Source organism: Thermoanaerobaculia bacterium (assembly GCA_035717485.1).
GTDB lineage: Bacteria > Acidobacteriota > Thermoanaerobaculia > UBA5066 > DATFVB01 > DATFVB01.
In genome coordinates this window covers 1-12,958 of record DASTIQ010000236.1, presented here as the reverse complement: position 1 = coordinate 12,958, position 12,958 = coordinate 1, and the positions used below count along the sequence as shown (strand labels likewise).

The following is a 12,958-nucleotide window of genomic DNA, read 5'->3' as shown; positions in this document are numbered from 1 at the left end:
CGACGGCCGACTGGAACGCGGAGTCGGAAGCGGAAACGCTCGGCGCGGTCTTCTGCCTGAAGAAGCCGTACACGCCCCGGCAGCTCGTGGACACCGTCCGCCGCTTCGCCGCCTGAGCCGTCGGGCGCGGAGCCGCGCCGTACGCCCCGGGACCGCCCGCAAGGCCGTGCGGCTCGCGTCTGGCGCCATGACCACGTCAGGATGCGCGCTAGAAGAGCGGCGGCTGCTCCCTTCCCGAGCCGGTCGCGCCCGGCGCGTGCTCGTGGCGGAGGAGCCACTCCTTCCGGTCGAGCCGTCCGGCGTATCCCCGGAGCGCGCCGTCGCTTCCGATCACGCGGTGGCACGGCACGACGATCGGAATCGGATTGACCCGGTTCGCGCTTCCGACCGCCCGCACGGCTCGCGGCCGGCCGACCGCCGCCGCGATCTCCCCGTAAGTACGGGTCTCTCCGCGCGGAATCGCGCGAAGAGCGTCCCAGACGTGCTGCTGGAAGGCCGTACCGCCCGGATCGAGGGGGATTTCCGCGAAGTCTTCGGGCGCACCGGCGAAGTATCGGTCGAGCGCCCGTCGCGTTCTGTCGAGCAGCTCCTCGCGGGCGGCGTTCGGCGCGACCTTCAGGTCCGCGCGGGAGCGGGACTCGGATCCGCCGGGGAAGCGGATCGCGCAGAGCCCGGCGTCGGTCGCGGCGAGCCGGAGCCGACCGAGCGGGGAATCGACGTTCAGTTCGCTGATTTCCATGAGGTTCTCTCCTTTTTCTCGGCGCCGCGGCGCCACAGGTAGAAAGCGGCGTAGGCCCGCCAGGGACGCCACGCCGCGGAACGTTCTTCCACGGCCGCCTCGGAGAGCGTCGAACCGGGGACGACGAGCCGGCGGAGCCAGAGGTCTCCCGCGGGAAACGCGTCCGGCTCGGACAGGGCGCGCATCGCGACATAGTGCGCCGTCCACGGCCCGATTCCCGGAATTCGCGTCAGTCCTTCGACGAATGCGTCGACGCCCCGCGCCGCGAGAGCGTCGATCTCGCCCCGAGCGAAGGCGCCCGCGAGCGCCCGGAGGGCCGCCGCCCTCCGCCCCGGAACGCCGATTCCGCCGAGGTCGGCACCGGCGACGTCCGCCGGACGGGGAAAGAGATGGGTCACGGCTCCGGCGGGGACGGCGAGAGGCCTTCCGAGCGCCCGGACCAGTCGGCCGACGAGCGTCGTCGCCGCGGAAATCGTCACCTGCTGGCCGAGGACCGCGCGGACGGCGATCTCGAACGGGTCCCAGCAGCCCGGAACCCGAATTCCCGGCGCGCGGCGGACGTCGGGGGCGAGCTCGCGGTCCCGGGCGAGATCGCGGGCGATCGTCGCGACGTCGGCGTCCACGTCGAAGAGGCGGCGCGCGCGGGCGGAGATCGCGAGCAGCTCCGATGCGCCGACCGAAGGAACCCGCAGCTCGAGGGCGTCGTCCCGGCGGGCGGGCCGGATCTCCAGCGCTCCCGCGAACTCCCCGTCGGTGAAGGAACGCCGGTAGACGCCGTTCTCGAAGGACTCGACCCCGGGAATCGCGCGGGCCGAGAGGAACCGGGCGAGGTCGCCCCACCGATAGGGGGGCTGGTAGGGGAGTCGCAGCGTGAGGTCGCGATCCGCCGCGGGGCGATCTTCGCTCGTCCGCCGGTAGACGCCCGGAGTGCAGTCGAACGCCTCCCGGAACGCTTCGTTGAATCGCCGGATGCTTCCGAATCCCGCCGAGAAAGCGACGTCCGCGACCGGAAGTTCGGTCTCCCGCAGGAGGCGCCGCGCGAAATGGATGCGCCTCGTCGCGGCGATCTCGGCGGGGGACGCGCCGAGCTCGTGCCGGAACAGGCGGCGGAGGTGGCGCTCGCCGACGCCCAGCCGGCCGGAGAGCGCCTCGACCGGGCGCTCGTCGAGGATTCCGTCGGAGATCAGGCGCAGGGCGCGCGCGACCGTCGCGGACGTCCCCGCCCACGCCGGCGTTCCCGGCGCGGCGTCCGGACGGCACCGGCGGCAGGCCCGGAATCCTTCCTTCTCGGCCGCGGCCGCGCAGGGAAAGAACCGGACGTTCTCGCGGTGCGGCGTTTTCGCGGGACACACGGGACGGCAGTAGATCCCGGTCGTCGTGACGCCGGTGAAGAAGCGTCCGTCGAAGCGGGCGTCGCGGGCGGCGAGAGCGCGGTAGCAGGTGGAAGCGTCGAGTGCCATGCGCGCTATTGAAGCACAGGGGCGGCATTCGACTAGCGGAAATCGGACATCGCAGCGAGGCCGCCGACGGAGGGTCGGAGCCGCTCTCCGTTCTCCGCCCCGGGAAGGCGCGAGCCCTCCTGTACTTTTGGACGGTGCAAGCGCTCGCGCGCCGCGGTATCCTCCGCCGCAATGAAACTCTCCCCCGGGAATCTCGGTACCCTTCTGTTCCTCGCCGTTGCTGCCGCCGCCCACGCTTCTCCGCCGCTCGTCGACGGCCGGATCGACATTCCGCGCCTCGGCGTCTCCGGAACGATCCGCGAGGGAGCCGACGACGACACGCTCCGCGTCGCGGTCGGCCACGTCCCGGGGACGGCCGTTCCCGGCCCGACCGGAAACGTCGCCCTGGCCGCGCACCGGTACGGGTATTTCAAGGGGCTGCGCCGCGTGCGCAAGGGGGATGCGATCACGGTCACGACGCCCCGAGGAGTCTTCCACTACGCGGTCGATCGGATCCAGGTCGTCGACGTGACCGACGTCGCCGTCCTCGATCCGACCCCCGACCCGACGCTGACGCTCATCACCTGCTATCCCTTCGACTACATCGGCCAGGCTCCGCAGCGCCTGATCGTCCGCGCCCACAGAACCGACGCGGAGCGCGCCTCCGGTCCGTCCCGGCCGGCGGAGAAAGTTCGCGCCGCGGACTCGGGGACCCCGGCCGGCTGATCGACCGCGGACCGGCGGCAAGGCCCGGTCCGGGCGCGGGACCCTCGCCGATTCTCACCGTTCCGTCGAGGCTTTCCGGCGCTTCGCGCGCCGGGCGCCGGGAGGTCGCGAACCGATCCGGCGGTGGTATCGAATTTGCTCCCTCTTCGGTCATGAGCTCCACCCCCCGAGAGGATCGGGCCGCTCCTTCGCGAGCGTACGACGTGCTCCTCGTCGAAGACGACGAGCCGCTGGCCTCGGGCCTGAGGGAAACCCTCACGTCCGCGAGCGGCTCCCGCTTTCGCGTCACCCACGTCACGCGCCTCGCCGATGCGCTCGCCTCGATCGACGAGCGCCACTTCGACGTCGTCCTCCTCGATCTGAATCTCCCCGACGCGCGCGGCGCCGTCGCGCCCCGCACCCTGCAGAAGGTCGCCGGAGACGTTCCGATCGTGATCCTCACCGGGATCGACGACGATCAGCTCGCGGAGGAGAACGCGAAGGCGGGCGTCCAGGACTACCTGCTCAAGAACGAGATCAACGGGGACATCCTCGTCCGGTCGTTGCGATATGCGATGGAGCGCAGCCGTCTGCTCGCCGAGGCGAAGGCGCTCTCGATCCGCGACGACCTGACGGGTCTCTTCAACCGCAGAGGATTCCTCGGAGCCGCGGAGCAGCAGCTCAAGACGGCGGGACGGCTGAACGAGCCCGTCCTCCTCCTTTTTGCCGACGTCGACGGAATGAAGGAGTGCAACGACGCCTACGGCCACGCGCAGGGGGACAACCTCCTCAAGAAGGCCGCGCGGACGCTCCGTCGGACGTTCCGGGAGTCGGACATCCTCGCCCGCCTCGGCGGCGACGAGTTCGCGATCCTCTCGCTCGCGAGCGGGCTCGAGGATTCGCGCGCGATCGTGGATCGCCTGCAGCGCAACATCGACGCCGAGAATCTCGCCGGGATCGATCCGGTTCCGCTGTCGCTCTCGGTCGGACTCGCCTATTCCGATCCGAACACCGGCGCGCGTCTGGAGGACCTGATGGACCAGGCGGACGCGTGGATGTACGACCACAAGAGGCGCAAGAAGACCGCCTCGGCCGACGCGTAGCCCGGCGCGCCGGCATCGGCTCCCTGCCTCGAAGCAAACGCCGTCACCGGCCGCGGCCGCCCCGACGCATGGCCGTTCCCGCCGCCGTGCGGCGGAGGTATCATCCGGAGTCGATCCTTGGATGAAGCCGCGTCGATGAGCGATACCGCCGCACCCGCCGACACGGCGCTCCCGCCGGCGCCGCGGGAAGACGCGCGCCCCGCCCGCTCGGTCCATCCGATCGTCCGTCTCGACTATTTCGTCCGAATCCCGGCGACGTTCGTCGTCTTTCTCGTCATGGAGTCGTTCTTCGTTTCGGCCGGGCGCGGGAGAGGCTTCCTCGCGCTCGCGTTCGTCTACGGTTTCATGTGGCCGCATGCCGCGTATCTCATCGGGATGCGGAGCCGCGACAGCAAGGCGGCGGAGCTTCGCTGCATGCTCGTCGATTCGTTCATGATCGGATTCTTCGCCGCCCTCACCGGTTTCTCCCTCCTTCCGTGCATCGCGTTCCTCACGTCGGTCAACGCCGCGAACCTCTCGATCGGCGGGTTGCGGCTGTCTCTGCGGGGCCTGGGCGCGATGATCGCCGGCGCCGCCGTCTCGGTCCTCGCCTTCGGCCTCCACCTGAACCTCGAGTCGAGCCCGGTGACCTCGGTCTTCAGCGTCCTCGCGATCGTCTGCTTCTCGACCGTCTTCGCGCTCCATTCGTATCTCCAGACCAAGCGCGTGCTCCGCACGAAGCAGGCGGTGCAGGACCAGAAGGTCCAGCTCGAAGAGCAGGCGCGGCAGGTGGAACAGGCGCGCGCCGCGGCGGAGGAGGCGAAAGAGGCGGCGGAAGCGGCGAATCGGGCCAAGAGCGCCTTCCTCGCGAACATGAGCCACGAGCTCCGGACGCCGCTCAACGCGATCATCGGATACAGCGAGCTCCTCGAGGAAGAGGCCGCGGGAGGCGACCCGGAAGACCTCGTCGCCGACCTGCAGAAGATCCGGACGTCGGGAAAGCACCTCCTCCGGCTCATCAACAGCGTGCTCGACCTCTCGAAGATTGAAGCCGGCAAGATGTCGCTCTTCGTCGAGACGTTCGAGATCGCGAAGCTCGTCGAGGAGGTCGCGTCGACCGCCGCTCCGCTCGTCGAGAAGAAGGGGAACCGCTTCGTCGTGCGCTGCGACCCCTCGCTCGGTTCGCTCAAGGGAGACGTCACGAAGCTCAAGCAGATCCTCCTGAACCTCCTCTCGAACGCGAGCAAGTTCGCCGAGAAAGGGGAAATCGCCCTGGTCGTCGCGCGCGAGACCGACGGAGAGGGGAACTGGATCACGTTCCGGGTGAGCGACACGGGGATCGGCATGACCCCGGAGCAGCTCGGGAAGCTGTTCCAGGCCTTCTCCCAGGCGGACGCGGCGACGACCCGGAAATACGGGGGAACCGGGCTGGGCCTCGCGCTGTCGAAGCGCTTCTGCCAGATGATGGGGGGCGACGTCTCCGTCGAAAGCGAGTACGGCAAGGGGTCGACGTTCACGGTCCGGCTGCCGACCGACGTCGGGAACGAGGAAGGCGACGCGACGTCGATCCACCGCGTGAACTTCCGAGCCCTCGTCGAGCAGGAAGAGGAACGGCGTCGGGCGCTCGCCGGGAAGACCGGTCCTTCGAAGGACTGACGTGAGCCGAATCCTGCTCGTCGAAGACAACGACATGAACCGGGACATGCTCACCCGGCGGCTCCAGCGCCGCGGATACGAAGTGGACGGCGCCGTCGACGGCGGCGAGGCGGTCGCGCGGGCGGGAAGCGCCGATCTCGTGCTCATGGATCTGAATCTGCCGATCCTCGACGGTTTCGAGGCGACGCGGCAGATCAAGGCGGTGCCGGCGACGCGGGGGATCCCCATCATCGCGCTCTCCGCGCACGCGATGGCCGACGATCGCGACCGCGCGCTCGCGGCCGGCTGCGACGACTTCGACACGAAGCCGGTCGACCTCGACCGGCTGCTGCGCAAGATCGAGGCGCTGCTCTCGCGCCCGGCGGCCTCTCCGTGACGGCGGACGCCGGCGGGGGGAGCGCGGCGGTGATTCGCCGCCCGGGCACCCTCGACCATCTTCCCGAGCTCGTCGACTTCGTCCGCGACGCGTGCGAGAGATCGGGTGCGGACGCCTCCTCCTGTTTCTCGCTGCGCCTCGCCGTCGAGGAAGTGTGCACGAACCTGATGCGCCACGCCTATCCGGGCGGCGAGCCCGGTCCGATCGAGGTGAGCGTCTCCGGCGACGGCAGCCGCCTCGTCGTCACGATCACGGACTTCGCGCCGCCGTTCTCGCCGGACGACGCTCCCTCGCCGGACCTCGACGCCTCGTGGGAGGAGCGCCGGATCGGCGGCCTCGGGTGGCATCTCGTCAAGAGCGTCGTCGACGAGGTCCGGTACGAGGCGCGCCCCGACGCGGGCAACCGGCTGACTCTCGTCAAGAAGACCGAAGCCGCGCCTCGGGACGGCACGGAGGGGTAGAGATGGAGATCGCGATCCTCGAATCGGGCCCGATCAGCGTCGTCGCGATCCGCGGGAGCGTCGACGGGCTGACCGCCGGAGACCTCTCCGACGCGGTGGGCGCCCAGGTGCGCGCCGGCCGGATCCGCCTCGTGGCCGATTTCGCGGGGGTCGAATACATCAGCAGCGCCGGCCTCCGGGCGCTCCTCGGGGCGCTGAAGGACGCGCGGCAGCAGGGGGGCGACTTCCGTCTCGCGGCGATCCGTCCCGACGTCCAGCGCGTCCTCGATCTCTCGGGATTCACGAGCATCCTCAAGGCGTTCGCGACCGTCGAAGCCGCGGTCGGGAGCTTCGTCGGATGAGCGCTCCAGCCCCTTCCCGCCGCCGCATCGCGCTCGTGATCGGGTCGGGAAGCGTGAAGTGCGCGGCCGCGCTCGGGATGCAGCGCGTCCTCGCGCGCGAGCACATCGCCGTCGACATGGTCGTCGGTTGCAGCGGGGGGAGCATCTACGCGACGTTCCTCGCCGCCGGATTCGAGACCGAGGATGCGGTGCGCATGACGCGGGAGCTCTGGACGCAGGAGATCACGAGCCGCCGCCACACGCCTTCCCTGCTGCGGGCGATCCTTCCGGGAATCTTCGGCTTCAGCGAGGACTTCGGCCTGAAGAACGACCGCCTCGTCATGCGCCGCCTCCAGGACGTCTTCGGGGGAAGGCGGATCGAGGCGATGCCGACGCCCCTCCACCTCACGGCCACGGACTTCCACACGGGCGAACAGGTCGTCCTGTCGGAAGGGAACGTCGTCGACGCGATCCGCGCGTCGATCGCGATCCCGTTCATCTTCCGTCCGTGGAAGATCGGAGAGCGTCTCCTGATCGACGGGTTCATGTCCGATCCCCTCCCGGTCGGGGTCGCGATCCGCGAAGGCGCCGACATCATCGTCGCGATGGGATTCGAGAGCCCGTACCAGACCGCGATCCGCTCCCCGGCGCGGTTCTCGTTCCAGCTCTCGAGCATCATGACGAACAACCTGCTGAAGTCGCGGTTCGCTTTCCACAACCTCGCCCACCACGCGGAGGTCATTCCGGTGATCCCGCAGTTCTCCCAGCGGATCCGGCTCTTCGACACCGAGAAGATCCCGTACATCATCGAAGAGGGGGAGCGCGCGGCCGAGGAGCAGCTGCCGTACCTCCGGCGCCTCCTCGCCGAGCCGGCGACGGGCGCCTCGCGCGGATGAAGGGCGCGCGCCGGTGAGCGCCGCCGAGTTTCCCGCCCGGATCCTCGTCGTCGACGACAACGAGATGAACCGGGACATGCTCGCGCGCCGGCTCGTGCGGCAGGGCTACACGGTCGACGTCGCCGAGAACGGCCGCCGCGCGCTCGAACGCGGGCGGGCCGCGAAGTACGACTTGATGCTGCTCGACGTCATGATGCCCGAGCTGGACGGCCGCCAGGTTCTCGCCGAATGGATGCAGGACGCGGAGCTCCGGAACACCCCCGTCGTCATGATCTCCGCGAGCGACGAAACCGAGACGGTCGCCCGCTGCATCGAGCTCGGGGCGGACGACTACCTGCCCAAGCCCTTCAATCCGGTCGTGCTGAAGGCGCGGGTCGGCGCCTCCCTCGAGAAGAAGCGGCTCCGCGACCGCGAGCGGCTCTACGCGGAGAGCATGGAACGGGAGCTCGCGATCGGCCGGCGCATCCAGGCGACCTTCCTCCCCGAACGTCTGCCGGAGCCGTCCGGCTGGGAGATCGCGGCGCTCTTCGAGCCGGCGCGCCAGTGCGCCGGCGACTTCTACGACGCCTTTCTCCTGCCGGGCGGGCGCATCGCGCTCGCGATCGCCGACGTCTGCGACAAGGGGGTGGGCGCCGCGCTCTTCATGGCGCTCTTCCGGAGCCTCCTGCGCTCGACGGCGGAGGCGGCGGCCGCGGCGGCGGATTCGGAGGAGGTCGTCCGGCGGGCGGTCGTCGGGACCAACGACTACATCGCGCGGACGCACGGCCGGGCCAACATGTTCGCGACGGTCTTCTTCGCCGTCGCCGATGCCGCCACGGGCGAGATCAAGTACGTCAATGGCGGACACGAGGGGCCCCTCGTGCTTTCCGCGTCGGGAGGCGTCGCCGCCGAGCTCTCGCCGACCGGACCGGCCGTCGGAATGCTCCCGGAATCCGCCTATGCCGTCGGCAGCGCCTCGATCGCTCCGGGTCAGACCCTGTTCGCGTACACCGACGGCGTGACCGATGCGAAGGGCGCCGCCGGCTTCTTCGGACGGGACCGGATGCTCGCCCTGCTCGGTCCGGGAACGGCCGCGGAGCTCCTCGACCGGGTCGGGGGCGAGGTCCGGGCGCACGTCGCCGACGCCGAGCGCTACGACGATCTGACGATGCTCGCGGTGCGTCGCCTTCCCTGACCCGAGAAACGAGGGAAAACGCCGTTTCCTTGGCGCGGGGCTTGCATTTCCCGTGCATTGAAGGAGAAACGCCCATGAAGCCTACACGGATTTTCACCGCTCTACTGCTCAGTCTCGGGATCTCGGCGATCGCGATGGCCCAGGGAGCCGGCTCGGTCCAGCGAACGACCCAGCTGACGGTTTCGGAGCCGACGATGGTCGGCAGCGTGCTGCTCGACCCGGGCACCTACACGCTTCACGTGAACGACTTCCAGGCCGAGAAGGTGCAGGTCGTCGTCACGCGAAATTCCGACAACAAGACCATGGGCACCGTGATCGCGTCGCGGGAACGTCGAAGCCTCGACAGCCACCAGGCCTCGGACAACCAGACGCAGTTCACCTACACGACCGCCAACGGCCACCCGGCCGTCGCGACGTGGTTCTATCCCGGCGACGAATGGGGCGAGAAGTTCGCCTACGGCGCCGAGAAGACCGCCTCCGCGACGACGGGGGGCGACGTGACGATGACGCAGACCCCGGCCCCGACCGTCTCGACCTCGACGATGGCCGAGTCGACGCCTCCGGCGGAAACCGCCGCTCCGGCGACGACCGAGCGCGAAGAGCACACGGTCGCCGAGGCCGCTCCGGCGCCGGCTCCGGCTCCCGAAGAGACGAGGCCCGCCCCCGCTCCGGAAGCGAAGACGCTCCCGAAGACGGCGAGCTCGACTCCGCTCGTGGCGCTCCTCGGCGCGCTCGCTCTGGCGGGCGCTTCCGCGGTTCGCTTCGGACGCCGCAAGGCCGCCTGAAGCCATCTCCCGTTCGATGAGGGCGCCGGGCGAAAGCCCGGCGTTCTTTTTTTGCGCCGCTCCGCCGCCCCCGCTCCGGTCCGTATAATCGCGGGATTGCGCCCCGCGATCGAGCTCGTCGGCGTCGAGAAGCGATTCGGCGAAGCCGTCGCCCTGCGACCGACGACGCTCTCGTTCCCCGCGGGGCGCACGACCGCCCTGATCGGCCGCTCCGGCTCCGGGAAGTCGACGATCCTCCGGCTGATCGTCGGCCTCGTGTCTCCGACCGCCGGTGAGGTCCGGATCGGCGGAACGCCCCTCACGGCGTCGCGCCTCGAGGAGCTTCGGCACCGGACGGGATTCGTGATCCAGGAGGGGGGACTCTTTCCGCACCTGACGGTGCGCGGAAACGCGCTCCTCCTCGGACGCCACCTCGGCCGGCCTCCGGACGAGCTCGATCGCCGGCTGCGGGAAACCGCCGCGCTCGTGCGGCTGCCCTCCGCCCTCTTCGACCGGTATCCGTCCGAGCTCTCCGGAGGAGAGCGCCAGCGCGCCGGCCTCCTGCGCGCGCTCATCCTCGATCCCGAGATCCTCCTCCTCGACGAGCCGATGGCCGCGCTCGATCCGCTCGTCCGGGCGGAGCTCCAGGAGGAGTTCCGGGAGGTCTTCACCCGCGTCGCGCCGACGGTCGTGCTCGTGTCGCACGACCTCGCGGAGGCGGCCTACCTCTCGGACCGGCTCGTGCTGCTCGACCGCGGCGCCGTCGTCCAGGACGGGGCGCTCGACGATTTCCGGCGCGCGCCCGCGACTCCGTTCGTCCGGGCGTTCGTGAACGCCCAGCGCGGAGTTCCGCCTTGAGGAGAGCGGGGACCGCGCTCCGGATCCTGCTCGCCGCCGCGGCCGCGGCGCCGGCGACCGGAGCCGCGGAAGGAGCGCCGGTCCGGATCGGGTCGAAGAAGTTCACGGAGTCGTACGTGCTCGGGGAGATCGCCGTGCGGGCGCTCGCGGCCCGCGGCATCCCGGCCGAGCACCGTCAGGGGATGGGGGGAACCCTGATCCTGTGGCGCGCGCTCGCCTCGGCCGCGATCGACGCGTACCCCGAATACACGGGAACGATCGCCGAGGAGATCGTCCGCGAGCCGGCCGGCGGATCGGTTGCCGCGCTCCGGCCGCGCCTCGCGCAGGCCGGGATCGGGATCACCGATCCGCTCGGCTTCGACAACACCTACGCCCTCGTGATGCGCCGCGAGCGGGCGCGGGGCCTGGGGATCCGGACGATCGGCGATCTGCGGCGCCATCCGGATCTGAAGGCGGGCCTCACGCACGAATTCCTGGGGCGGCGGGACGGGTGGGCGCCTCTCGCGCATCGCTACGGGCTGGCCCTCGACGTTCGCGGGATCGACCATGCGCTCGGATACGCGGCGCTCGCGAGCGGGGCGATCGACGTGAAGGACGCGTATTCGACGGACGCCCGCATCGCGGAGAACGATCTCGTCGTCCTCCGCGACGAACTCGGGTTCTTCCCCCGGTACGAGGCGGTGTTCCTCTACCGGGAATCCCTCGCGCCCGCCGCCGTGGCCGCGCTCCGGGGGCTCGCCGGGAGGATCGACCAGGCGGAGATGACCCGGCTGAACGCCGAGGCGGAGCGCACCCGCGATTATGGGCGGGCGGCCGACGCCTTCTTCGGGGGACCCGCCGTCGCGGAGGCCTCGGCCGCGCGGAAAATCGCGGGCTGGACGGCGCGGCACGTCGAGCTCGTGGCCGTCTCCGTCGCGCTGGCCGTCCTCGCCGGCATTCCCCTCGGCATCGCGGCGGCCGGGCGCGGATGGGCCGCCCGGACGATCCTCGCCGCGGCGGGGACGATCCAGACCGTTCCGGCTCTCGCCCTCCTCGCCCTGCTCGTTCCGATCCCCTTCCTCGGCATCTCGCCCGCGACCGCGGTCGTCGCGCTCTTCCTCTACAGCCTCCTCCCGATCGTCCGGAACACCGCGACCGGTCTCCAGGACGTCCCCCCGGGAATCCGGGAATCGGCCGAAGCGCTCGGACTTCCCGCCGGCGCGCGCCTGGTCCGCGTGTACCTCCCGATGGCGTCGCGTACGATCCTCGCCGGAATCCGGACGAGCGCGGTGATTGCGGTCGGAACCGCGACGCTCGCCGCCCTGATCGGCGCCGGAGGACTCGGGGAGCCGATCCTGTCCGGGCTCAACCTCAACGACCACGCGACGATCCTCCAGGGCGCGATTCCGGCGGCCCTCCTCGCGCTCGCGGTCGAGGCGGTCTTCCTGGTCGTCGATCGGATCGCGATCCCGAAGGGCCTGCAGGAGCGGCCGAAGTGATCGGATACTTCTGCATAAAGTGCACGAATTACGTGTCAAAGCGCAAATATCATCGCGATTAGTCTGGATGATGATCACGTTTTACTGCATGAAGTGCAAAAATTCATGATCACACGGCTCCAGGCTTGCTATACTGCGGAGGCATGAAAAGCGCCGATACGGTCTGGCTCCTCCTCTCGACGGCTCTCGTGCTCCTGATGACCCCCGCCCTCGCCTTCTTCTACGGCGGCCTCGTCCGATCCAAGAACGCGCTGAACACGATGATGATGAGCGTGGGCGCGCTCGGGGCGGTCGGCGTCGCCTGGGCGCTCGCGGGCTACTCGATCGCGTTCTCGGGCGGGGGCGCGCTCGCCGGGAATCTCCGGAACGCGTTCCTGGCCGGCGTGGGTCTGGAAGCGAAGGGCACGATCCCGCACCTGCTCTTCTTCGCCTACCAGGCGACGTTCGCGATCGTCACGGCGGCTCTCATCTCGGGTTCGGTCGTCGAGCGGATGCGCTTCGGTCCGTATCTCGCGTTCATCGCGCTCTGGTCGCTCTTCGTGTACGCACCGGTCGCGCACTGGGTCTGGGGGGGCGGATGGCTCGCCGGCCTCGGCGCGCTCGACTTCGCGGGAGGGACCGTCGTCCACGTCAACGCCGCGGTCGCCGCGCTCGCGGCATGCCTCGTGCTCGGGCCGCGGAAGGATTTCGCCCGCCAGGCGGTTCTTCCGCATCACGTGCCGTTCACGCTCCTCGGGGCCGGCCTCCTGTGGTTCGGCTGGTTCGGGTTCAACGGCGGAAGCGCGCTCGCCGCCAACGGCGCGGCGGCGCTCGCCTTCGTGAACACGCTGCTCGCTCCGATCGCCACGCTCCTCGTCTGGACGATCCTCGACCTGTCGCGCACCGGGCGGGCGACGGCGGTCGGCGCCGCGACGGGGATCGTGGTCGGGCTCGTCGCCGTCACGCCGGCGGCGGGATACGTCCGTCCGATCTCGGCGCTCGCGCTCGGCGGCATCGCCGCCTTTCCGAGC

General features: G+C 70.3%; 14 protein-coding genes. 12 read left to right on the top strand and 2 right to left on the bottom strand.

What is annotated here, in order from left to right; translation table 11 throughout:
• Positions 1–208: 208 nt before the first annotated feature.
• A complete protein-coding gene (locus tag VFS34_12650; protein HET9795301.1) occupies positions 209–739 on the bottom strand; it encodes a methylated-DNA--[protein]-cysteine S-methyltransferase in 531 nt (176 codons plus the stop codon).
• Positions 721–2,199, bottom strand: coding sequence for an AlkA N-terminal domain-containing protein (locus VFS34_12645; protein HET9795300.1), 1,479 nt, complete (start codon positions 2,197–2,199; stop codon positions 721–723). Before VFS34_12645 ends, VFS34_12650 begins: the two co-directional genes overlap by 19 nt.
• A 171-nt stretch (positions 2,200–2,370) precedes the next feature.
• On the opposite strand from VFS34_12645, the gene VFS34_12640 reads away from it, so the two are divergent.
• From VFS34_12640 to VFS34_12585, 12 genes are all read left to right on the top strand, one after another.
• Entirely contained in the window at positions 2,371–2,904 is a 534-nt protein-coding gene (locus VFS34_12640) for a class D sortase (protein HET9795299.1), read from the top strand.
• 152 nt (positions 2,905–3,056) lie between these two features.
• A complete protein-coding gene (locus tag VFS34_12635; GenBank protein HET9795298.1) occupies positions 3,057–3,986 on the top strand; it encodes a diguanylate cyclase in 930 nt (309 codons plus the stop codon).
• Positions 3,987–4,121: 135 nt separating this feature from the next.
• The gene (locus tag VFS34_12630) at positions 4,122–5,621 is read left to right on the top strand and encodes an ATP-binding protein (GenBank protein HET9795297.1); all 1,500 of its coding nucleotides are present in this window, start codon (positions 4,122–4,124) and stop codon (positions 5,619–5,621) included.
• Between the two features lies 1 nt (position 5,622).
• A complete protein-coding gene (locus tag VFS34_12625) occupies positions 5,623–5,997 on the top strand; it encodes a response regulator (protein HET9795296.1) in 375 nt (124 codons plus the stop codon).
• A gap of 29 nt (positions 5,998–6,026) precedes the next feature.
• Complete coding sequence (locus VFS34_12620) at positions 6,027–6,458, top strand: ATP-binding protein (GenBank protein HET9795295.1); 432 nt, start codon at positions 6,027–6,029, stop codon at positions 6,456–6,458.
• Positions 6,459–6,460: 2 nt separating this feature from the next.
• Positions 6,461–6,799 carry an STAS domain-containing protein gene (locus tag VFS34_12615; GenBank protein ID HET9795294.1) on the top strand — a complete coding sequence of 113 codons (339 nt, stop codon included), beginning with the start codon at positions 6,461–6,463 and terminating at the stop codon, positions 6,797–6,799.
• Positions 6,796–7,674 carry a patatin-like phospholipase family protein gene (locus VFS34_12610; protein HET9795293.1) on the top strand — a complete coding sequence of 293 codons (879 nt, stop codon included), beginning with the start codon at positions 6,796–6,798 and terminating at the stop codon, positions 7,672–7,674. Before VFS34_12615 ends, VFS34_12610 begins: the two co-directional genes overlap by 4 nt.
• 13 nt (positions 7,675–7,687) lie before the next feature.
• On the top strand, positions 7,688–8,848 hold the full coding sequence (locus VFS34_12605) for a SpoIIE family protein phosphatase (GenBank protein ID HET9795292.1): 1,161 nt from the start codon (positions 7,688–7,690) through the stop codon (positions 8,846–8,848).
• Between the two features lie 74 nt (positions 8,849–8,922).
• On the top strand, positions 8,923–9,633 hold the full coding sequence (locus VFS34_12600; GenBank protein HET9795291.1) for an LPXTG cell wall anchor domain-containing protein: 711 nt from the start codon (positions 8,923–8,925) through the stop codon (positions 9,631–9,633).
• A 96-nt stretch (positions 9,634–9,729) separates the two neighbouring features.
• A complete protein-coding gene (locus tag VFS34_12595; GenBank protein ID HET9795290.1) occupies positions 9,730–10,470 on the top strand; it encodes an ATP-binding cassette domain-containing protein in 741 nt (246 codons plus the stop codon).
• Positions 10,467–11,948 (top strand): glycine betaine ABC transporter substrate-binding protein, encoded by a 1,482-nt coding sequence (locus tag VFS34_12590; GenBank protein HET9795289.1) that lies wholly within the window; start codon positions 10,467–10,469, stop codon positions 11,946–11,948. The genes VFS34_12595 and VFS34_12590 overlap by 4 nt, the downstream gene beginning before the upstream one ends.
• Before the next feature lie 143 nt (positions 11,949–12,091).
• Positions 12,092–12,958: ammonia channel protein (locus VFS34_12585; GenBank protein HET9795288.1), on the top strand; the 867-nt coding region annotated here is incomplete at its 3' end.

Coding starts and splice junctions, on each gene's coding strand:
- VFS34_12650 (HET9795301.1), bottom strand. CDS start 739: ATGGAAATCAGCGAACTGAACGTCGATTCCCCGCTCGGTCGGCTCCGG.
- VFS34_12645 (HET9795300.1), bottom strand. CDS start 2,199: ATGGCACTCGACGCTTCCACCTGCTACCGCGCTCTCGCCGCCCGCGAC.
- VFS34_12640 (HET9795299.1), top strand. CDS start 2,371: ATGAAACTCTCCCCCGGGAATCTCGGTACCCTTCTGTTCCTCGCCGTT.
- VFS34_12635 (HET9795298.1), top strand. CDS start 3,057: ATGAGCTCCACCCCCCGAGAGGATCGGGCCGCTCCTTCGCGAGCGTAC.
- VFS34_12630 (HET9795297.1), top strand. CDS start 4,122: ATGAGCGATACCGCCGCACCCGCCGACACGGCGCTCCCGCCGGCGCCG.
- VFS34_12615 (HET9795294.1), top strand. CDS start 6,461: ATGGAGATCGCGATCCTCGAATCGGGCCCGATCAGCGTCGTCGCGATC.
- VFS34_12610 (HET9795293.1), top strand. CDS start 6,796: ATGAGCGCTCCAGCCCCTTCCCGCCGCCGCATCGCGCTCGTGATCGGG.
- VFS34_12600 (HET9795291.1), top strand. CDS start 8,923: ATGAAGCCTACACGGATTTTCACCGCTCTACTGCTCAGTCTCGGGATC.